This window comes from Solirubrobacter phytolaccae, from assembly GCF_027587195.1.
Lineage (GTDB): Bacteria > Actinomycetota > Thermoleophilia > Solirubrobacterales > Solirubrobacteraceae > Solirubrobacter > Solirubrobacter phytolaccae.
In genome coordinates, this window is the sequence record NZ_JAPDDP010000108.1 from 1 (window position 1) to 20,843 (window position 20,843).

The following is a 20,843-nucleotide window of genomic DNA, read 5'->3' on the forward strand; positions in this document are numbered from 1 at the left end:
CGACTTACCGGTCGCCCCGCCCGCTCCGCCGGGGCCGCCCGCCGCGTCGGCACCGGTCGCCCCGCCCGCTCCGTCGTCGTCCGTGGCGCTCGGCCCGGCTGCGGCGTGCGCCCCGCCCGGCGCGCTCGTGGTGTCGTCGCCGGTCGCGGTGCCCGGCCGGCCGGGCGCGCTCGTGTCGCCGCCCCCGGTCGCGGCGCTCGGGCCGGCCTCGTGCTCCTCGTCGCTTCCCGGTTGGAGGTCGTGCACGCGGAGCGCCTCGGCCCACCAGTCGGCGGCGACCTCCGAGCTCCAGCGCGTCTCGGCGACTCGGGCGGCGGCGACGCACGCGTCGATCACCTCGTCGGGCTCGACGACGCCGAGCGCGGCGACGAGATGCTGGGCGCGCCGGCTGACGCTGTCGCCGTCGGTGCCGGTGAGCGTCGCCGCCACGCGGGCGTGCAGGCGGCGCCGGCGCATCGCGGGCAGGCCGGCGAGGAGCTCGTCGCGCAGCAGGCCGTGCGCGAACGCGTAGCCCGCGCTGTCCTGGCTGGGCACGAGCACGTGCTCGTCGGCGGCTTCGTCCAGGGCCTCAGCGACCACGTCGGCCTGCATGCCGAGCGTCGCCGCGAGCGCGGGAAGGTCCACGACGTCGCCGATCACCGCGGCGGCGCGCAGCACCTGCAGGATCTCGGGCTCCAGGCCGGAGATGCGGCGGCCGAGCACGGAGCGGACGGCGAGCGGCGTGTCGCCCTGGACGCGCGCGTCGGTCGGCAGGCGCGCGTACTCGGAGACGAACAGCGGGTTGCCGCCGGTCCGCCGCGCGAGGTCGTCCGCCTCGCGCTCGCTCAACGGGTCGCCGGCGATCGTGTTCGCGAGCTCGCGCACGTCGGCGAGCGCGAGCGGCCCGACCGCCAGCTGGCGGTGCCCGTCGCTGCGCGCCAACGCCTGCAGGAGCGGGGCGACCGCCGCCTCGTCGAAGCCGTCGCGCAGCGTGAGCGCGAACGCCACCGGCACCTCACGGAGGGCGCCGACCAGGTACGCGAGGCAGCGCGCGGATGTCGGGTCCGCCCACTGCGCATCGTCGACGACCACGGCGAGCGGTGCGGTCGTCGCGGCCCGCTGCAGCAGCTCCGCGACCCGCTCGTAGAGGGCGAACCGCGCTGCGTCCGCGTCGACGTGCGCGGGCGGGACGAGCAGCGTGTCGGGGTCCTCGCCGAGCGCGCGGACGAGCTGGCGGATCGGCCACCACGCCGGCGCGCCGTCCTCCTCGCTGCACCGCGACCACGCGTCGCGACCGCCGAGCGCGCGCATCCGGTGCACGAGCTCCTCGGCCAGCCGCGTCTTGCCGATCCCGGCCGGCCCGGTGAGCACGAGCCAGCGCGCGTTCGCGCCGCACGCGTCGGCCAAGAGCTCGTCGACGACGCCCGTCTCACGTCCGCGGCCGACGAGGGCCGAAGCAGGGTCGGGCTCCGCGAGCGCGCGCCCGGCGAACAGGGAGGCGGCGTCGCCGCCCACGCCGGTCGCGCCGGCTGCGCCCGCGCCGGCGTCGTCGGCCGGCCCGACGGGCGAGTGCAGCGCGGCGGCGCCCGTCCAACTCGCCGGGCGTGGCCACGCCGCGAGCGCGGGCTCGTGGCGGAGGATGGCCACTTGGAGCTCACGCAGCTCGGTGCCCGGCTCCAAGCCCAGCTCTTCGTCCAACCGGCGCGCGTGGTCCTGGTAGGCGTCCAGCGCCTCGGACGTGCGGCCCGCGCGGTGCAACGCGATCATGTGCAGCCAGCACGCGCGGTCGCGCAGCGGGTGCGCCTTGCGCAGCTCGACCGCCGCCGCCAGCGCGGGCGCCACGCGCTGCGCGGCCAGCAGCGCGGTGACCTGCGTCTCGCGGCACTCGGTCCGCAGCGCCTCGATCGCTTCGGCCTCCGCGCGTACCCATGCCTGGTCGGAGAGGTCCTCGAGCAGCTCGCCGCGCCACAACGCCAGCGCCGCGTCGGCGTGGGTCAGGGCCGCCGACCAGGTCCCCGACTCGGCGGCCGTCCGCGCCGCGCCCAGCTCGACGCCGAACACCGCGAGGTCCACGCGGTCCGGCGGCACCTCGAGCACGTAGCCCTGCGCGCGGCGGACGATCGCCGAGCTCGCCCCGGCCGTGTCGCGCAGCGCGCGGCGCAGGTTGGAGACGTAGGCCTGGATCGAAGCCAGCGCGCTCGGCGGTGGCTCGTCACCCCAGAGCGCGTCGATCAGGCGGTCGGTGGAGACCTGCCGGCCACGATGCAGGAGCAGCAGCGCGAGCGTCGCCCGCTGCTTGGGCGGCCCGAGGTCGATGACGGCGTCGCCGCGCAGCGCGGTCAGAGGGCCGAGCAGGCGGTATGACGCGTCCACGGCCCTAAGGGTGTCAGAGCGCGGTGAGCGCGCCGCGCAGCACTTCGAAGCCGCGCTCGAGCTCGACGCTCGCCTGCTCGTCGTCCTCCGCGGCCAGGCGTTCGACGACGCGGAGCATGACCACGGTGGCGGCCGCGATCATCTGCGGCCCCGCGCTGCCGGGCGCCAGGCCGGAGGTGGCCGCCACGGCGCGTGCGATCGCGTCGTGCGCGCGGTCGAAGTGCTGGCCGAACAGCGCCCGCAGCTCGGGGTCGTGGTCGATCGCGCGGCTGCGCAGGGCGCGCAGCTCCGCGTCGTCCTCTTTGAGCGCGGGAAGCTGGGACATCTCGGCGATCCAGCCGCGCAGCCGGTCGACGACGTCGCCGTCCGGGCGCTCGAGGGCCTGCTCGACGCGCGCGAGCGCCTCGTTCAGACCGTCGAAGAAGATCGCCTCCTTCGACGCGAACCGGGTGGTGACCGTCCGCGTCGCGAGGTCGGCACGCTCGGCGATGCGCGCGATCGTCGCCCGCTCGTAGCCCTCCTCGAGCACCAGCTCACAGGCCGCCCGCACGATCTCGCGGCGGGTGCGCTGCGCCTTGCGCTCGCGGCGGTTGAGGTCGGTGTCCGGAAGGGCCATGGACCGCTCAAGGTAGCGGCCTCTGCCGTCGATAGCAAGGATGCACACCTTGGCAAAAATGCATCACGGTGTATTCTTGCCTCGCGACGCACCTCTCCCCGAAGGAAGCTCCCCAATGGCTCGACTCCTGCAACGACTCGGATATTTCTCAGTACGACGCCGCCGGCTCGTGCTCGGCACGTGGCTGATCGGCCTCGTCGCGCTCGCCGGCCTGGCGATGGCCTTCAAGGGCACGTTCAGCGATGAGTTCAAGGTCCCGGGCACGGAGTCTCAGCGCGCGATCGAGCTGATCGAGCAGGCCGTCCCGCAGTCCAACGCCGACGGCGCGACCGGTCGTGTCGTGTTCGCCGCCGCCAAGGGTGAGCAGCTCGACGCAGCGGCCCTGAACGGCGCGGTCAAGCAGCTCGCCGCCGTCCCCGACGTCGCGAGCGCCACACCGCCCATCACCTCGGAGGACGGCCGGATCGCCTACACGGACCTGCAGTTCTCGATCCCGCAGATGGAGGTCGACGCGACGCAGACCGACGCGATCGAGAAGGCCGCCGACGGCGCCGCGACCCAGGTCGAGTTCGGCGGCGCGGCCGCGCACGTGGAGAGCGAGCCGCCGGTCGGCGAGGTGCTCGGCGTGCTCGTGGCCATGGTCGTGCTCGCGATCACGTTCGGCTCCCTGCTCGCCGCCGGCCTGCCGCTGCTCACGGCGCTGATCGGCGTCGGCGCGGGCATGCTCGGCATCCAGCTCGCGAGTGGCATCACCGACCTCACGTCGACCTCCGTCACGCTCGCCGCGATGCTCGGCCTCGCGGTCGGCATCGACTACGCGCTCTTCATCCTCAGCCGCCACCGCACCCAGGTGCACGACGGCATGAGCATCCCCGACTCGATCGCGCTCGCCGCCGGCACCGCGGGCAGCGCCGTGGTCTTCGCCGGCTCCACCGTGATGATCGCGCTCGTCGCGCTGGTCATGACCGGCACGCCCTTCCTCGCCCAGATGGGCATCGCCGCCGCCGGCTCGATCGCGATCGCCGTGCTCGCCAGCCTCACGCTCGTCCCGGCGCTGCTCGCGTTCGCCGGCCACCGTCTCGTGCGCGGCAAGACGTTCACCGCCGCAGCCGCCGCCAGCGACGCCAAGCCGACCCTGGGCGCCCGCTGGGTGGCCATCGTCATGCGCCGTCCGGTCGTCGCCTCCGGCCTCGTGATCGTCGCGCTCGGCGCCCTCGCCATCCCCGCGCTGAACGTCCGCCTCGGCCTGCCCAACGACGGCTCCTCGAACCCCGACACCACCACCCGCCAGGCCTACGACCTCGTCTCCGAGGGCTTCGGCGTCGGCGCCAACGGCCAGCTCACGCTCGTCGCGCAGGGCGGCGACCCGAAGGCCACCGCGGCTGCGATCACCAAGCTCCCGGACGTCGCCGCGGTCACGCCGCCGCAGGAGATCCCCGGCAAGGACCTCGCGCTGATCTCGGTCACGCCGTCCAGCGGCCCCTCGTCGGAGGCGACCGAGAACCTCGTCAACACGATCCGCGACACGCGCTTCGACGGCGAGGTGCTCGTGACCGGGCAGACCGCGACGAACATCGACGTCTCGCAGAAGATGTCCTCCAGCCTCATCCCGTACCTCGCGGTCGTCGTCGGCCTCGCGCTGCTGCTGCTGATGGTCGCGTTCCGCTCGATCCTCGTCCCGCTGACCGCGATCGGCGGCTTCCTGCTGACGATCGCCGCCTCGTTCGGCGCGGTCGTGCTGGTCTTCCAGGAGGGCGTCGGCGCGGAGCTGATCGGCGTCGGGCAGACCGGCCCGCTGGTGAGCCTGCTGCCGGTGCTTATCATCGGCGTGATCTTCGGCCTCGCGATGGACTACCAGGTGTTCCTGGTCTCCAAAATGCACGAGGAGTTCGCGCACGGCGCGTCCGCGCGCGACGCGGTCCGCGACGGCTTCCGCGGCTCCGCCCGCGTCGTGACGGCGGCGGCGCTGATCATGATCAGCGTGTTCGCGGGCTTCATCCTGCCGGACGATCCGATCATCAAGTCGATCGGCTTCGCGTTCGCGGTCGGCATCCTGATCGACGCGTTCCTGGTGCGGATGACGCTGATCCCGGCGCTGATGACCCTGCTCGGCGCGCGCGCCTGGTGGCTCCCGCGCTGGCTGGACCGGCTCATCCCGAACCTCGACATCGAGGGCACCGCGATCGAGCGCGCGCCTAAGAAGGCTCACCCGCGCGTCGCGGAGGGCGGCTCGCCGATCACGGCCTTGTAGGCCTTCGAGAAGGACGCGTGTGACGCGTACCCGTGGTCTCGGGCCACGGTCGTCACGCGCGCGCCGGGTCGCCGCAGCGCCGCGGCGGCCCGGTGCAGCCGCCAGTGCTGCGCGTACTCGGCGGGGGAGGAGCCGACCAGGCGCGTGAAGCGACCGGCGAACGCGGAGCGCGACATGTGCACGGCGTCGGCCAGCTCGGCCACGCGCCACGGGTGGCTCGGGTCGCTGTGGATGTGCTCGAGCGCGGCGCCGATCTGCGGGTCGGCGAGCGCGCCGAGCCAGCTCGGGCCTTCGGGCCGGGCGGCGCGCAGCATCTGCACGAACAGCACCTGCGCGAGGTGCTCGCGGGTGAGGTCGGCGCCCGGGCGTGAGGCGTCGGTCTCGCGGGCGAGCAGCGCGATCGTCGCCGCGCAGTCGGGGTCGTCCCGTACGCGCAGGAAGGGCGGGAGGACGCTCAGCAGCAGCTCGGCGTCGGGCTCCTCGAAGACGAGCGAGCCGCCGTCGAGGATGAGGTCGGGCTCGGCGCTGATGCGCAGGACGCCTTCGCGGGCGGCGCGCCGGAAGCGCGCGTCGCCGTCCTCGGCCTGGAGCCCGGGGTGGGCCGCGAGCGTGTACGGCGTGCCGGACGTCAGCAGGTAGCAGTCGCCCGCCTGGAGCTCCTGGTCCATGACCCAGCACGTCCCGGCCTGCACGACGCCGAACTTGATGTGCCGGTAGCCGCTGAAGCGCAGCGCCCAGTCGCCGCCGGCCTCGAGCCGTGAGGCGAGCGCGCCGCGGACGCGCAGGAGCGAGACGACGTCGGAGAGCGGGTCCATCTTGCCGTAGAGAATAGGACACAGATCGTGGCGTTTCGGTGACCGATGCACGCGTGCGCGGGCCTAGCGTGAACGACATGAACCAGACACCGATCGGGTCCGGCTTCGGGCCCACCACCACCGCGCAGGAGGTCCTCGGCGACCGCCGCCTCGACGGGCAGACCGCGATCGTCACCGGGGGCTACTCCGGCCTCGGGCTCGAGACGGCCCGTGTGCTGGCCGGCGCGGGCGCGCACGTGATCGTCCCCGCGCGCCGACCGGAGATCGCGCGCGCCGCGGTCCCCGACGGGGTCGAGCTGGCGACGCTCGACCTTGCCGACCCCGCCTCGATCGACGCCTTCACCGACCGGTTCCACGCGAGCGGCCGACCGCTCGACCTGCTGATCAACGCCGCCGGGATCATGGCCGTGCCCGAGGGCCGCGACGCCGCCGGACACGAGCTCCAGCTCGCGGTGAACCACCTCGGCCACTTCCGGCTCACGACGGCCCTGCTCGACGTGCTGCGCGGCCGCGTGATCTCCGTCTCCTCGCTCGGCCACCAGATCGCCGGCGTCGACTTCGACGACCCCGACTTCACCCGCCGCCCGTACGACAAATGGGTCGCTTATGGGCAGAGCAAGTCGGCCAACGCGCTGTTCGCGGTCGGCCTCGCCGCCCGTGGCGTGCACGCGCACTCGCTCCACCCCGGCACGATCTGGACCGGCCTCGCGCGCCACCTCACGGACGAGGACCTGCGCAACCTGGGCGTGCTCGACCCCGACGGCAACCGCATCACCGAGGGCCTGAAGACGGTCCCGCAGGGCGCGGCGACGATCGTCTTCGCGGCGCTCGACGACCGGCCCGAGCCCGGCACCTACCTCGAGGACTGCGACGTGGCGCAGCTGGTCCAGGCCGATGGCCACGTGCCGAGCGGCGTCCGTCCGTGGGCGGTCGACCTCGAGCTCGCCGAGCGGCTCTGGACGTTCAGCGAGCGCGCGCTCAACTAAGCTCGCGCGCTTCATGCGCCGCCTCCTGGTCGTTCTCGCCCTCGCGCTCGTGTGCGCGCCCGCCGCGCAGGCCGCGCCGCGGCCCTTGACGAAGCTCGCCCCGGACGAGGGGTTCGCGCTCGCCGGCGACCGCGTGCTGTTCACGCAGTCGGCCGGGCGGAGGGTCACCGTGCGGTCGATCCCGGTCGCCGGCGGTCCGGCGCGGACGATCGCGAGCTTCACCGTGCGGGAGCCCGTCGACAGCGTGGAGTTGTCCGCGCAGGGCGACCGCGCCGCCGCGGTCGTGCTCATGCGCAGGCCGGAGGACACGTACTCCTCCCAGCTGTTCGCGGGCGGCCTCGACGGCGGTTGGAGCGCGGCATCGCCGTGGGCGAAGTTCTGGACCGGCGGCTCGCTGCCGGTCGGCGTGCAGGTCGACTCCGGGCTGCTGTTCACGCAGGAGGCCCGTGAGGACATGACCGACGTCACCGCCGTGGTGCGCGATCCGGCGGCGCGTGACCTCCCGTACCGCTCGTTCCACACGCGGTTCGCCGGCGATCTCGTCGCCTACACCACACAGACCCTCGAGACCAGCCGCGAGGTGATGGTGGCGAACTGGCGCACCGGTGCCGAGCTCGGCCGGACGACGTTGCCGAGCCCGGCGGCCCAGATCGCGCTCGCCGCGGACGGGCGCGTCGTCGCCACGGACGAGGCCGGCTCGGCGTACGCGTTCACAGCCGGCCAGCCGGCGCAACGGCTCGGGCCCGCCGACGGGCGACTCGTGGCCCTCGCGGGCGCACACGTCGCGGCCGCGCACGCGGGACGCCTGTGGCTCGCGCCGCCCGGTGGTGCGCTGCAGCCGTTCGGCGTGCGCACGAAGGGGCTCGGCCGGCTCACCGGCGACGCGCAGCACGTGCTCTGGCAGGCCAACGGGTGCCTGCTCGTCGCGGCACTCGGGGACGCCCCGGTGAATGAGCCCGGCCCCGGCCCGTGCGCGCGGTCGGAGGTCGAGCTCATCGGCACCGGAGACCTCGGGCGGCGCACGCGGTTGACGCTCCGCTGCGTGGCCTCGCCCCGGACCGGGTGTCGCGGTTCGGTCCGCCTTTACGCCGACGCCCGCGCGGTTGGGCGCAAGACGGCCTTCCGCATCCCCGCCCGCGGCACGCGCGCCGTCACGCTCGCGCTCTCCACCCGCGACCTCGCACGCCTCGAGCGCGCGGAGTCGATCGGCGTCGACACCGGCGCCGGGGTCGAGTACCCCGGCGCCGGTTGACGATCGCTACGGCGCCGTCGTCGACAGCGTGAACGTCAACGTCTTGGCGTAGGTGCCGGTGCGCAGGGCGTCGGTCGCGCCGATCGCCTGCTTGAACGTGACGTCGACCACCGGGTTGGAGACCGGCTCGGCCCACGTCTTCAGCGTCACCGGGCTGGTCAGCGCGGCGAACACGTCACCGACGCCGGCCCGCAGCGGCTGCGGCAGCACGAACGCGCCGTTGACGAGGTGACCCGTCGCGGTCGCGCTCGGGTCCGCGACCGTGAGCGTCGCGTTGCCGGCGGTGGACAGGACGGTCGCCTTCGTCGTCGCCGTGTACTCCTGCGCGACGCCCGGCGTGAAGGCCGGGAACGTCGCGGGTGCGCCGAGGGTCAACGACAGCGTCGCGGGGACGGTGCCGCTGACCGGCAGGTCGGCCGACGCGAACGTGATCAGCGTCACGGCGTTGTTCGCGTACGAGATGTGGAACGTGTTGCCGCCGCTCTTGAAGATCGTCCCCTCGGGCAGGTTCGCGAACGTGCCCGTGATCGACTTGCCCTTGACGAGTGTGAGCGTCGTGCCGGGGTTGATCGCGCCGGCGATCGTGAGGTTCCCGCCGAGCGTGACGTCGCCGTCGGCCCACACGCGGCTGTACTCGGTGCCCGCGCCCTTGATCACGAGCGAGGCGCCGCTTCCGAGCGTGAGGTTGCCGGCGAGCTTGAGCGCGGAGGCGGTCGTGTCGCCGGGGGCGAGAATGCCGCCGGAGACGTTGACGTTGCCGCCGATCGAGCCGCCGCCGGACAGGGTGCCGCCCGTGACGTCGACCGGGGCGCTGTGCGAGCCGGTGACCGCGATCCCGCCGGCGGTCAGCGTCGTCTTGCCCGTCCACGTGTCGGTGCCCGCGAGCGTGAGCGTGCCGGCGCCGCTCTTAGTCAGACTGCCCGCGTACACGCGCGCGTTGCGGGCGGCCGCGCGGCGCTCACCGAGGTCGTAGTCGAACTTGTCCTTGTCGGTGGCGTTGATCGGCAGGCCGGCCGTCCAGCCCTTGGTCGCCTTGGTCTGCGTCCAGGCCGCGGCCTCGGTCGCGTCCTCGGCCTGGCGGGCCTTGATCGCGACGTCGGACACGTTGTTGGACCACGTGTCGTCGTAGCCCTTGGTGTCCAGCGCCGTCGGGCCGAGCAGCTGGCCCGGGCCGGCGAACGCGTCGCGCAGGTTGACCGTGCCCCAGCCGTTGCTCGCGTCCGGCACCGTGACCATCTGGCCGGCGTTCGGGTTCGCGACGCCGTCGACCGCGGGGGCCGTCGCCGGCTGCGGCTGCGACAGCGCGTTGAGGGTCGCGTTCTGGCGGCCCGTCGTGAACATCGTGTGCAGCGCCTGCTCGTTGGTCATGTAGGGGAAGCGCTGCATGACCAGGTCCAGCACGGCCGCCGAGTGCGGGCCGGACATCGAGGTGCCGGACGCCGCGTTGTAGGTCGGGCGCGCGACGCCCGCGGTGATCGTGTACCAGGTGCTGTTGATCGTGTTGCCCGGCGCGGTCACGCACCACCACTTGGAGAGCCCGCAGCGGTTGAAGCGCGAGATCGTGCCCGGGACCTTGACCGAGCCGTCCGCGTTCGTCGTGCGGCCGAGGGTCGCGTTCACGCCCGCGGTCGTGTACCACTTGCCCTCGAGGTCGGGCAGGAAGTAGGGCGCGTTGCCGCGCGTGGTCGGATTCGCGTAGCGGTTGTTGCCCGCCGTGAACTGGATGACCGTGCCCGTGCGCGCGGCGTCGATCGCCCCGTTGATCCAGTGCGACGTGTTGCCGTCCGCGTCGGCGACGCCCTCCGGCAGGAACATGTAGCGCCAGCTCGGGATGAGGCCGAACGTCGCGGGCTCGCCGGCCTGCGGCTCGAGGTTGGTGTAGCTCTCCGTGTTGGGCTGGCTGCCCCAGCTGGAGGTGATGATCCGGATCGGCTTGCCGTCACGCGTGGTGGCGCTGTTGACCGCCCGGTAGACGTTGCCCAGGTACGCGTTGTCGACGCGCTGCGCGGCGGTCGCGGTGGCCGGCAGCTGCCCGTACAGCGCGCCGTCGGTCTTGCCCGTGTTGCCCATGTACAGGTCCGCGTTGAACGCGACGCCGTGCATGTTCTCGGTCGGCGTCGTCTGGCCGACGCCGTCACGGCTCGCGGCGATCGTGCCCGAGACGTGCGTGCCGTGCTGGTCGTTGAACAGCTGGTTCCAGAAGCCCGACGTCGGACCCGTGTTCCCGCCCTGCGCGACCACGCCGAAGAAGCGGTCGCCGACCGCGTAGCTGGAGTCCTTGCTGCCGTGCTCGCGGATGTGGTCCGCGTACGTACCCGAGTCCACGACGCCGATGCTCGTGCCCTGCCCGGCGAAGCCCGCGGCGTACGCGTACTCGGCGCTGATCGACAGCAGCCCGTTGTCGCGCGTGAACTCCGGCGTGCGCCAGCTGCCCGGGTTCCCCAGCGTGCCCGGATCGCCGTCGTAGGTCTTGATCGGTCCCGACGGCGCGGGCGGATCCGCCACAGCGGCATCCGCCATGGCCCCCGCCACGATCGCCGGCATGAGCGCGGCCGTCAACCTCGCTCCAAAGCGCTTCCCAGTCACCCCAACCCCCCCAAGGATTGTTGCCCGAAGCGCTGCACACTGTCGGTCAATGCTGACCTTGTCAAGGCGGCATTGGCCGGCTGGCTCGCCTCACACTTCCGCGCCGTCGGGCGTTGCACGGGTATGACGAAGATCGCATTGATCACCGGAGCCAACCGCGGCCTCGGCCTGGAGACGGCGCGCCTGCTCGTGGAGGCCGGGATGACCGTCATCGTCGGCGCGCGCGACGTGGCGCGTGGGGAGGCGGCCGCGGCGGAGATCGGCGCTTCGAGCCTCCCGCTGGACGTCGGTGACGCGGCGAGCGTGGCGCGTGCCGCGGCGACGGTGGAGGAGCGCCACGGACGCCTCGACCTGCTCGTCAACAACGCCGGCATCCTGCCCGAGGCGCCGGGCGTGCTCGACACGCGGATGGCGCGCGCGACGCTCGACACCAACGTGCTCGGGCCGATGCTGGTGATCGAGCACTTCCTGCCGCTGCTGCGGCGCGCGGACGCGGCGCGGATCGTCAACGTCTCCAGCACGATGGGCTCACTCGCCGACCAGAGCGACCCGGGCTCGCCCTACTACGGCCTCGTGGTGCCCGGGTACCAGGCGTCCAAGGCGGCGCTGAACAGCTTCACGATCGGCCTCGCGAAGCTCCTCGCCGACACGCCGATCAAGGTCAACGCGGTCTGCCCCGGGTGGGTGCAGACGGACCTCGCGCCGGGCAACCGCGAGCAGGCGCCGACGCCGGCCGCGGACGCCGCGCGGGTGGTCGTCCGCTACGCCCAGCTCGACGCCGACGGCCCGACGGGCGGCTTCTTCGACGCGGAGCGCGCCGTGGCCTGGTAGTCGTGTCAAAGGTCCTGATTGCGGGCAGAGGTTCGACGTGGCCGACTGGGAAGACGATCTGGCAGAGGCGCAGGCGCGGCTGGCGGCGTTGGACGCGGACCGCGAGCTGGAGGCCGCGGCGGCGGCGGCCCACGAGTGGCGGTGGACGGACCCGCACCGGCCGTTCTTCGTGCCATTGCCGCCGGTGGCGCGCGACGACATCACGTTCTCCGGCGAGTGGCGCGACGAGGGCGAGGGCGGAGCGCGGGTCGCGTTCGACGTCCACGGCCGGCCGGTCGCGCAGGTGCTGGAGGGATGGGCGCCGCGGATGTGGTTCTGGGACGACGACGGCTCGTTCCTCGAGATCGACGCCAACGAGCCGTGGGTGCGGCGGGCGCGCGCGGTCGACGGGAAGGTCGTGCGTGTGATGGGCGCGTGGTCGGGCGGGACGGAGATCGTGTGGCTGACGTGGGACGGCGAGCACGCCGTCCGGGCCGACCGGGCGCGCGTGTCCGGCGACTCGGGCTGGGCGTTGGCCCAGGTCGCCGAGCACGAGGACGGGGAGCTCGTCCAGGTCCGTCGGGGCTGGGCCGAGGGGCCGGGTGACCTCGGCGGGTGTCTCGAGGTCGCGACGACGCTGGCGCCGGACCACGTGACCTGGGACGGGCGCGTCGACGGGGCCGAGCGCTGGCCGGGCGTCGAGGAGATGCGCGCGCGGGCGGAGCCGCTCGCGGACGCGCTCGACGGCGCGATCCGGGGTGCCGTGGCCGATGCCGGCGCGACCGACCTGTTCGTGCTCGAGGTGCACACCATCCACGACTCGCGCGCGATGTTCCCGCCGCGAGCGCGCGCGGTCGGCGTCACCTGGCGCGACCAGATGCGGCGCGCCTCCAGCCAGGACGGCGCCGCGCTGTTCGACATGTACAAGGCGGTCGAAGCCGGCCTGGTCGTCGACCTCCCGCTCCTCGACCGCCTGGACGCCGAAGCGCTGCGCACGTGCCGGATGCTCTCGGCGGGGCACCGGGCGGGCGGCTGGGAAGTGCTGGGGGAGGCGCACGAAGTGGCCTCGGCGGTCGGCGCGCGGCTCGCGGAGCGACTGAACGCGGAGCCGCTTCCGGGCACGGTCGATCCGTTCCTCGCGTTCGTCTACCTCGGCCGGCAGGGCGGCGACAAGCGTCAGCTCACGGTCGCCGCGGTCGGGCAGGAGCGGGTGGACGCGTTCATGGCGTCGCTCGCGTCGACGAAGCCCCGCGGTGGGTCCGCGCTCGGGCGGGCGCAGGCGGCGTTGCTCGACCGCGACGCGCTCGAGGTGTTCCTGCGCGAGGGCGGGTTGGAGGCGCACGCGGCGCGGCTCGCGCACGAGCTCGCCGAGCCCGGGTTCCTGCTCGAGGAGGCGGACGGCGTGCGCTCGCGGCTCGGTGGCGCGCCGCTGCTGCCCGAGGGTGAGCCGTGGCCGGAAGGGCTGACGTTCGTCGCGGCGATCGACCTGAGCGAGCTGCCGCCGAGCGCGCTGCCGGACCACGGCTGGATGCTGGCCTTCATCGGCTTCGACCTCGAGGACGACGACGGCCTGATCGACGAGGCCGACAACGCGCCCGGCTCACCCGCGCGGCTCTTCTGGACCGACGCGCCGGTCCCCGCGTCCGGCCCGGCGCTGCGCGAACGTCACGTGCGCGCCCGCGAGCTGCTCACGCTCCCCGACGAGGAGACCGCGGTCGAGCGGCTCGGACTCGCCGTCTACGACCAGCTCACCTACGACGAGCTCGAGCGCGAGCTGGCGGACGCGATCCTCGCCGACTGGACGCGGCACTGGATCGGCGGCTGGGTGACGGGCGCGCAGGGCTACGACATGAAGGCGGGCACCGTGATCCTGCTGTCGCTGACCTTCGACGAGGCGCTGGACTTCGAGTTCCTGGACGGCGGCACCGCGCAGTTCCGGATCACGCCCGAGGCGCTCGCGGCGCGCGACTTCTCGCAGGTGGTCGCGGTCGCCGATTCCAGCTGATTGCTTTCCTGTGCGCCGTGAATGGCGCCACCGCACTCTCTGAACGCGCACTCGGCCCTGACCTGGCGCGCGGGCTGATGCTGTGGTTCATCGCGCTCGCGAACTCGCAGCTCTTCCTCGAGGCGGCGGCGCTCGGCTCGTTCCCGCACACCCTCGGATGGCTCGACCAGGCGACCATGTGGGTGCTCACGACGTTCGTGAACGCGCACGCGTATCCGCTCTTCGGGTTCCTGTTCGGGTACGGCGTGACGCAGGTCGCGCGCCGTCACGCCGAGCGCGGGCGCCGTCGCGTGCGCCGGCTGCTCTGGCGCCGCGCCGGAGCGCTCCTGCTGATCGGCTCCGTGCACACCGTCCTGCTGTTCAGCGGCGACGTGCTCGCGGGCTACGGCGTCACGCTCCTGGTCGGCGCGTTCGTCGTCTTCTGGCGCGACGGCTGGGTGATCGGCTGGGCGATCTTCTTCTTCCTGCTGGTGACCGCGGGCATCGGCGCCGTGTCCGTCGAGGACGTGGAGGCCGGCGTGTACGCCGCCGACGTTCCCGGCGACATCGAGACGCTGCTGACGGAACGGCTGATCACGCTGCCGCTGAACCTGATCGCCGGCCCGTTCATGGCGACGTGCCCGTTCCTGCTGGGCCTGTGGGCCGGCCGGCGCCGCCTGCTCGAACGTACGGGCCGCGGGCTGAAGGCGGTGGCCGTGTCGGGCATCGCGATCGGCGTGGTCGGCGCGCAGCCGCTGGCGCTGATGTGGATCGGGGTCCTGCCCTCCGAGAGCGACGGCTGGTACGGCTTGGCGACGACACTCGACGTCGCCGCGGGCGTGATCGGTGGCGTCGGCTACGCGGCCGCGTTCGCGCTCCTCGCTCCACGGCTGCGGCAGGGTCGCGTCGTGCGTGCGCTCACGGCCACCGGGCAGCGGTCGATGACGTGCTACCTCGCGCAGTCGGTCGTGTGGACGCTCGTGTTCACCCCGTTCCTGCTCGGCCTGCACGACGAGCTGAGCCTCACCGCAACCGCGCTGCTCGCGACCGCGACCTGGCTGGCCACCGTCGCGCTCGCGTCCTGGATGGCTCGAACCGGGCGTCGCGGCCCGTTCGAGGTGCTGCTGCGCCGCGCCACCTACGGGCGCGCTAGCCTCGCCCCATGGCGCGCCTCATCAGTGGGATCCTCCTGATCGCTGCCGCGCTCGGCGGGTGCGGGGAAGCCAGCGTCGACTGCACCGCCGTCGGCTGCGGAAGCGGCGTCACGGTCTGGGGTATCCCGGCGATCGAGGCGGAGGCCGACGACGTCACGCGCATCGAGGTGTGCGCCGACACGGTGTGCGAGACGACCCGGTACGGCGGCCCGATCGGTGACAACGCGTCCGTCGCGGCGGCGCTGCCCAAGACCGACTCGGTCGAGCTGACGGTCACGATCCGCGATCCCGCAGGCAAGGTCGTGGCCACGGGGCGCGTCCGGACGGGCGTCGACGTCCTGCACCCGAACGGCCCGGACTGCCCACCCGAGTGCCGCCACGCGATCGTGGCGTTCGAGTCGGGGCGCCTGACGGCTCGCTCCTGATGACGCTCACCCCGCAGCTGCTCGGACTGCCCGCCGACCGGGCCTGGATCGACGCGCCCGAGACCGGCCCGTACCTGCCGGGTGCGACGCTCGAGCTGCACGCGGGCATCCGGCATGGCGTCGCCGCCCCGCGGCGCACGCTCGTGCTCGAGCTGCGCGGTCCGGACGGCGTCGTCGCGCGGGACGAGCTGGAGGTCAAGGTGCTCAGCCCGAGTCGCCCGATCGTGCTCGCCGTGCAGCTGCCGGAGACGCCCGGCGTGGAGTACGAGCTCGTGCTGGAGGCCGGCGACGAGCACGTCAGCTGGCCGGTGCGCGTTCCGGTGCAGGACCTCGACGCGCGGTGGGAGTGCGAGACACCGACCGTCCGCCGGGGCGACGTGCTGCGGACGACGCTGCACACCGGCGCCCACCACATCGAGGGCGGCATGGGCTTCTGGTTCGAGCGCTGGGACGGCACGACGTGGCGGGCGGTCGTCGAACCCGGCGACGAGCCTCGCGCGTGGGCGGCCATGGCCGTCGGGATCTTCGCGCGCAGCTCGATGCCCACGAGCTTCACGGTGCCGACGTGGACCGAACCGGGGCTCCATCGCGTCGCCAAGTGGTTCGACGCCGAGCAGGCGGGCATCGGCGAGCTGCCGGTGCACGTCGAGTTCACGGTCGTCGCGTAGCCCAGCATCGTGTACTGAGGGCGGTCGCGCTCGCATCGGTCACATGACTGTCGTGGGGTGCGCGGTCATGCGCAGTCATGCACCCGATGCGACCCATAGGGGGTCGGACATAGGTTCCCCGGCAGGTCATCGAGATGCGTTCCAAGGGGGAACACGCAATGTCAGCACCGGACACCATCGTCCTCATCCACGGCTTCTGGATGACGCCGCGCAGCTGGGAGAACTGGGTCGCCTACTACGAGGCGAAGGGCTTCAAGGTCGTCGCTCCGGCGTACCCGGGGCTGGAGGTCGAGGTCGAGGCGCTCAACGAGGACCCGACGCCGATCGCCGAGCTCACGGTCCACAAGATCGTCGACCACCTCGAGTCGGTCGTGAAGCCGCTCGACAACCCGATCATCATGGGGCATTCGGCGGGCGGCGTGTTCACGCAGATCCTGCTCGACAAGGGCTACGGCGCCTCGGCGGTTGTGCTCAACTCCGCGCCGACCGAGGGCGTCAAGGTCGCCCCGCTCTCGCAGCTGCGCAGCACCTTCCCGATCCTGAAGAACCCGGCCAACCGGCATCGCGCGGCCGGCTTCACGTTCGAGCAGTTCATGTACTCGTTCACCAACGGCGTGGACGAGGACATCGCGCGGCCGCTGTACGAGCGCTACGCGGTGCCGGCGAGCGGCGGGATCCTGCTCGAGAGCGTCCTGGCCAACATCAAGCCCGGCCACCAGGACACGTGGGTCGACTACCACAACGACGACCGCGCGCCGCTGCTGTTCATCTCGGGCACGACGGACCACATCATGCCGCCGAGCGTCCAGCAGTCGAACTTCAAGCACTACAAGTCCGACAAGACCGTCACGGAGATCACGGAGTTCGAGGGCCCGCACTTCATGCCGGCGCTCGAAGGCTGGGAGAAGATCGCCGACCGCGCACTCGAATGGGCGCTCGCGAACGCCCGCACGAACCAGAAGGTCGAGGCCTAGCCATGCCGTTCATCACGACCCCCGACGGCGTCGAGATCTTCTACAAGGACTGGGGCCCCAGCTCCGGCCAGCCGATCGTGCTGGCCCACGGGTGGCCGCTGAGCAGCGACAGCTGGGAGGCGCAGCAGCTGTACCTGGCCGACAACGGCTTCCGCGCGATCGCCCACGACCGCCGCGGGCACGGCCGCTCCGCGCAGGTGTGGGACGGCAACGACATGGACCATTACGCGGACGACCTGTCGGCGCTGATCGAGGCGCTGGACCTGCGCGACGTGATCCTGGTCGGCTTCAGCACCGGCGGCGGTGAGGTCACGCGCTACATCGGCCGTCACGGCACTTCGCGGGTGGCGAAGCTCGTGCTGGTCAGCGCCGTCCCGCCGTTCATGCTGCAGACCGACGACAACCCGGGCGGCGTGCCGATCGAGGTCTTCGACGGCATCCGCGCCGGCTCGCTGGCCGACCGCTCCCAGCTCTACAAGGACTTCGCCGACACGATCTTCTTCGGCAACAACCGCGAGGGCGTCGAGATCTCGGCGGGCATCCGCGACGCGTTCTGGCGCCAGGGCCTGCAGTCCGGCCACAAGAACGCCTACGACTCGATCGCGGCATTCAGCGCGACCGACATGCGCGAGGACCTCGCGCGCGTGGACGTGCCCACGTTGGTGATCCACGGCGACGACGACCAGGTGGTGCCGTTCAGCGTCGGCGGCCAGGCCTCCTCACGACTGGTCGCGGGCGCGCGGCTGAAGGTCGTTCCCGGCGGGCCGCACGGCCTGACCGACACGCACAAGGACGAGCTGTCCGCGGACCTGCTCGCGTTCGCGCGGGGCGAGGCCGTCGGCGAGCCCGTCGCGACCGAGGCGGGGGTGGCCTGATGAAGCGTCTGGTTCTGGCGGTGCTGGCCGCCTTCGTGCTGATCTCCGCGCCGGCGAGCGCGGCCACCAAGCCGACGATCGTGCTGGTGCACGGCGCGTTCGCGGACGCGTCCGGCTGGAACGGCGTCACCGAGCGCCTGCAGGGCAAGGGCTACAAGGTGCTCGCCCCGGCCAACCCGCTGCGGGGCGTCTCGGCCGACGCGGCGTACCTGAAGAACGTCCTCTCGCACGTGAGCGGCCCGATCGTGCTGGTCGGCCACTCCTACGGCGGCGTGGCGATCACGAACGCCGCGACCGGCAACCCGAACGTGAAGGCGCTCGTGTACGTCGCGGCCTTCGTGCCCGCGCAGGGCGAGACGGTGCAGGCACTGTCGACGCCCGGCGGCGGCTCGATGCTCGGCGTGGAGACGCTCGACATCGCACCGGACGGGAGCGGCACGCCCGACGGGCTCGAAGGCACGATCAAGCTGTCCGCGTTCCGCGAGGTGTTCGCGGCCGACCTGCCGCGCAAGCTGGCGAACGTCATGGCGGTCTCGCAGCGCCCGGCCTCGCTCGTGACGCTGGGTGAGCCGTCCGGCCCGCCGGCCTGGACGTCGATCCCCTCGTTCGCGCTGATCCCGACCAAGGACAACACGATCGGCACGGGCAACCTGCGCACGATGGCCAAGCGCGCGAAGGCGAAGATCGTCGAGGTCAAGGGCGCCTCGCACGTGGTGATGACCTCGCAGCCGCAGGTCACCGCCGACTTCATCCTGCGGGCGGTCAAGGGCAAGTAGCCATGAGCGCCGTGGTCCTGCTCGTGCACGGCGCGTTCGCGGAGACGTCCATCTGGGCGGACGTCATCGCGATGCTCCGGCGCGAGCGGATCGAGGCGATCGCGGTGGCGAACCCGCTGTCGGGCCTCACGAGCGACGCCACCTACGTGGCGTCGCTCGCCCGTTCGATGGGCGGGCCGGTCGTGCTCGGCGGGCACGGCTACGGCGGGGCCGTGATCAGCGCGGCGGCCGCCGAGAACGTCGTCGGGCTCGTCTACGTCGCGGCGTTCGCGCCCGCGGTGGGGGAGACCTGCGTGCGGCTGCTCGAGCCGCGGGTGCTCGAGGCGCTGCGGCCCGGCGTCGTCCGTGACGGCGCCGTCGAGCTCGACGTGCGCGCGGACGCGTACGCGGGGCTGCTCGGCGGCGAGGCCGCGCTGCAGCGGCCGGTGGTCGCGCGGGCGTTCGACGAGCCCGCGCCGGTCGCGCGGTGGGAACGCGTGGCGTCGTGGTTCGTCGTCGCCGCGCGGGACGCGTTCCTGGCGCCCGAGCGCCAGCGCGCCATGGCGGCCCGGGCGGGCGGCGCGGTCGTCGAGCTGGACGCCGCGCACGACGTGGCGCGCACGCATCCGCGTGAAGTGGCTGAGATGTTTTTGCGCGCGACCCGCCGAACCTGAAAAACTCGCGGTGCATGGGGACGCTGATCGGGCGTGATGGAGAACTGGCGCGGCTGGAGCGGCTGCTGGACGAGCGCACGGCGCTGCTCGTCCGTGGTCCCCGCGGGTGCGGCGTCAGCGCGCTGCTCTCGGCGGGCGTGCAGCGGGCCGCGGCGCGCGGGCTGCCCGTGCTGCGCGCCGTCGGGGTCGAGGCTGAATCGGGCTTCCCCTACGCGACGCTGCACCAGTTGCTGCGGCCGCTGCGGCGTGAGGTCGGGGCGCTGCCGGGCGCGCCGGGGGAAGCCTTGCGGGCGTCCTTCGGGCTCAGCGACGCGGGCACGCCGGACGCCGCGAGCGTGGCCGCTGCGCTGGTCGCTCTGGCGGGTGCGGCCGGAAACGGTTTTGTCTGCGTGGACGAGTGGCAGTGGGTGGACGCGGAGTCGCGCGCGGCGCTCGGCGCGTTCATCACGCGTGGCGTCGGCGTGCCGGTGCTGCTCGGTGGGCACACGGCCGGCCCCGCGGGCGTGGAGGAGCTCTGGGTGCGGCCGCTGGACCCGGTGGCGGCGTCGGCCGTGCTCGGCGACGAGCTGCCGCTGCTCGTGCGCGAGCGGATCCTGCGCGAGGCCGCGGGCCGCCCGCTCGCGCTGCGCGAGCTGCCGGCGGCGTACGCGGGCGTGGGCGACGGTGAGCTGCTCGGCTCCTGGGCGCCGCTGACGCCCACGCTGGAGGAGGCGTTCGCCGATGGGCTGGACGGGTTGGACGCGGACTGCGCGCGCGCCGTGCTCGTCGCCGCGCTGGACGACGGCGGGCGCCTGCCGGACATCCTCGCCGCCGCGTCGCGTCTGGCGGGGCGCGAGCTGTCCGCGGACGTGTTCGCGGCCGCGGTCGAGTGCGGGTTCGTGACGATCGACGGCGACCGCGTGGCCTTCACGCACCCGCTCACGCGCGCGGCCGTGCGGCGCGCCTGGAGCCCCGCGGCGCAGGCGGCGGGGCACGCGGCGTTCGCGTTCGCGGTCGCCGCCACCGACCCTGACCGCGCGACCTGGCACCGCGTCGTCGGCGCGCCGGGGCTGGACGCCGACCTCGCCGCCGACCTGGAAGCAGCCTCGTGGCGCTCCCGCGCCGCCGGCGACTACGAGCGCGCCGCCGCCGGCCTGCGCCGCGCGGCGAACCTCACCCCGGCCGGCCCGGACCGCTCACGCCGCCTCGTCGCCGCGGCCGAGCTCGCCTTCGAGATCGGCGGCATCGAAGTCGGCGAGCGCCTGCTCACGACGATCGTCCCCGAGCACCTCGACGCCACCGACCACGCGCGCCTGCTCCTCCTGCGCCCACGCGCGGACCCGCACGCGCTCGCGGCCGCCGCACGGGCGACGAACGACCAGGACCTCGCCCTGCGCCTCCGCTGGCGAGCGGCGACGAAGCTCCAGGTCCTGGGCGGAGACGGCGCCGCGATCGCGCGGGGCGACGACGAGCCCGCGGCGCGCGGCCGGTTCGTGGCGGCCGGCGAGGGCGTGGCGGACGGCGACGGAGGCGTGTCGTCGCGCGGTCGGTCCGTAGCGGCCGGCGACGGCGTGGCGGCCGGCGACGAAGGCGTGTCGGCGCGCGCCGAGAGCGCGGCGGCCGGCGACGAAGGCGCGTCGGCGCGCGGCCGGTTCGTGTCGACCGGCGGCGAGGCAAGTCGGGGGCC

The 20,843-nt window shown here is 73.5% G+C and carries 17 protein-coding genes; 13 read left to right on the forward strand and 4 right to left on the reverse strand.

Annotated elements, in window-relative coordinates; genetic code table 11:
• Positions 1 to 2,352: ATP-binding protein (locus OJ997_RS33730; RefSeq protein WP_270029823.1), on the reverse strand; the 2,352-nt coding region annotated here is incomplete at its 3' end.
• A gap of 13 nt (positions 2,353 to 2,365) precedes the next feature.
• The gene (locus OJ997_RS33735; RefSeq protein ID WP_270029824.1) at positions 2,366 to 2,968 is read right to left on the reverse strand and encodes a TetR/AcrR family transcriptional regulator; all 603 of its coding nucleotides are present in this window, start codon (positions 2,966 to 2,968) and stop codon (positions 2,366 to 2,368) included.
• A gap of 115 nt (positions 2,969 to 3,083) precedes the next feature.
• Here OJ997_RS33735 and OJ997_RS33740 point away from each other — a divergent pair, with 115 nt between their 5' ends.
• Positions 3,084 to 5,219 (forward strand): MMPL family transporter, encoded by a 2,136-nt coding sequence (locus OJ997_RS33740; RefSeq protein WP_270029825.1) that lies wholly within the window; start codon positions 3,084 to 3,086, stop codon positions 5,217 to 5,219.
• On the opposite strand, the gene OJ997_RS33745 is transcribed toward OJ997_RS33740, so the two are convergent.
• Positions 5,174 to 6,034, reverse strand: a complete 861-nt coding sequence (locus OJ997_RS33745) for an AraC family transcriptional regulator (RefSeq protein ID WP_270029826.1) — start codon at positions 6,032 to 6,034, stop codon at positions 5,174 to 5,176. The two genes, OJ997_RS33740 and OJ997_RS33745, sit on opposite strands and share 46 nt — an antisense overlap.
• Positions 6,035 to 6,111: 77 nt before the next feature.
• Between OJ997_RS33745 and OJ997_RS33750 the strand changes: the two genes are divergently transcribed.
• Both OJ997_RS33750 and OJ997_RS33755 read left to right on the forward strand, forming a co-directional pair.
• Entirely contained in the window at positions 6,112 to 7,020 is a 909-nt protein-coding gene (locus OJ997_RS33750) for an SDR family NAD(P)-dependent oxidoreductase (protein WP_270029827.1), read from the forward strand.
• A 13-nt stretch (positions 7,021 to 7,033) separates the two neighbouring features.
• Positions 7,034 to 8,272 carry a hypothetical protein gene (locus tag OJ997_RS33755; protein WP_270029829.1) on the forward strand — a complete coding sequence of 413 codons (1,239 nt, stop codon included), beginning with the start codon at positions 7,034 to 7,036 and terminating at the stop codon, positions 8,270 to 8,272.
• 6 nt (positions 8,273 to 8,278) lie between these two features.
• On the opposite strand, the gene OJ997_RS33760 is transcribed toward OJ997_RS33755, so the two are convergent.
• Positions 8,279 to 10,792 (reverse strand): S8 family serine peptidase, encoded by a 2,514-nt coding sequence (locus OJ997_RS33760; protein ID WP_270029830.1) that lies wholly within the window; start codon positions 10,790 to 10,792, stop codon positions 8,279 to 8,281.
• Positions 10,793 to 10,981: 189 nt separating this feature from the next.
• Between OJ997_RS33760 and OJ997_RS33765 the strand changes: the two genes are divergently transcribed.
• The 10 genes from OJ997_RS33765 to OJ997_RS33810 form a co-directional block, all read left to right on the forward strand.
• A complete protein-coding gene (locus tag OJ997_RS33765; protein WP_270029831.1) occupies positions 10,982 to 11,689 on the forward strand; it encodes an SDR family NAD(P)-dependent oxidoreductase in 708 nt (235 codons plus the stop codon).
• A 37-nt stretch (positions 11,690 to 11,726) separates the two neighbouring features.
• Complete coding sequence (locus OJ997_RS37980; protein WP_270029832.1) at positions 11,727 to 13,673, forward strand: YwqG family protein; 1,947 nt, start codon at positions 11,727 to 11,729, stop codon at positions 13,671 to 13,673.
• A 17-nt stretch (positions 13,674 to 13,690) separates the two neighbouring features.
• Entirely contained in the window at positions 13,691 to 14,845 is a 1,155-nt protein-coding gene (locus tag OJ997_RS37985; RefSeq protein WP_270029833.1) for a DUF418 domain-containing protein, read from the forward strand.
• Positions 14,815 to 15,231, forward strand: a complete 417-nt coding sequence (locus OJ997_RS33780) for a hypothetical protein (protein WP_270029834.1) — start codon at positions 14,815 to 14,817, stop codon at positions 15,229 to 15,231. Before OJ997_RS37985 ends, OJ997_RS33780 begins: the two co-directional genes overlap by 31 nt.
• Positions 15,231 to 15,899, forward strand: a complete 669-nt coding sequence (locus OJ997_RS33785; RefSeq protein ID WP_270029835.1) for a hypothetical protein — start codon at positions 15,231 to 15,233, stop codon at positions 15,897 to 15,899. Before OJ997_RS33780 ends, OJ997_RS33785 begins: the two co-directional genes overlap by 1 nt.
• Positions 15,900 to 16,057: 158 nt before the next feature.
• The gene (locus OJ997_RS33790) at positions 16,058 to 16,873 is read left to right on the forward strand and encodes an alpha/beta fold hydrolase (protein ID WP_270029836.1); all 816 of its coding nucleotides are present in this window, start codon (positions 16,058 to 16,060) and stop codon (positions 16,871 to 16,873) included.
• 2 nt (positions 16,874 to 16,875) lie between these two features.
• The gene (locus tag OJ997_RS33795; protein ID WP_270029837.1) at positions 16,876 to 17,748 is read left to right on the forward strand and encodes an alpha/beta fold hydrolase; all 873 of its coding nucleotides are present in this window, start codon (positions 16,876 to 16,878) and stop codon (positions 17,746 to 17,748) included.
• The gene (locus OJ997_RS33800) at positions 17,748 to 18,524 is read left to right on the forward strand and encodes an alpha/beta fold hydrolase (RefSeq protein ID WP_270029839.1); all 777 of its coding nucleotides are present in this window, start codon (positions 17,748 to 17,750) and stop codon (positions 18,522 to 18,524) included. The genes OJ997_RS33795 and OJ997_RS33800 overlap by 1 nt, the downstream gene beginning before the upstream one ends.
• A gap of 2 nt (positions 18,525 to 18,526) precedes the next feature.
• Positions 18,527 to 19,177 (forward strand): alpha/beta hydrolase, encoded by a 651-nt coding sequence (locus OJ997_RS33805; RefSeq protein WP_270029840.1) that lies wholly within the window; start codon positions 18,527 to 18,529, stop codon positions 19,175 to 19,177.
• A 14-nt stretch (positions 19,178 to 19,191) separates the two neighbouring features.
• Positions 19,192 to 20,843: AAA family ATPase (locus OJ997_RS33810; RefSeq protein ID WP_270029841.1), on the forward strand; the 1,652-nt coding region annotated here is incomplete at its 3' end.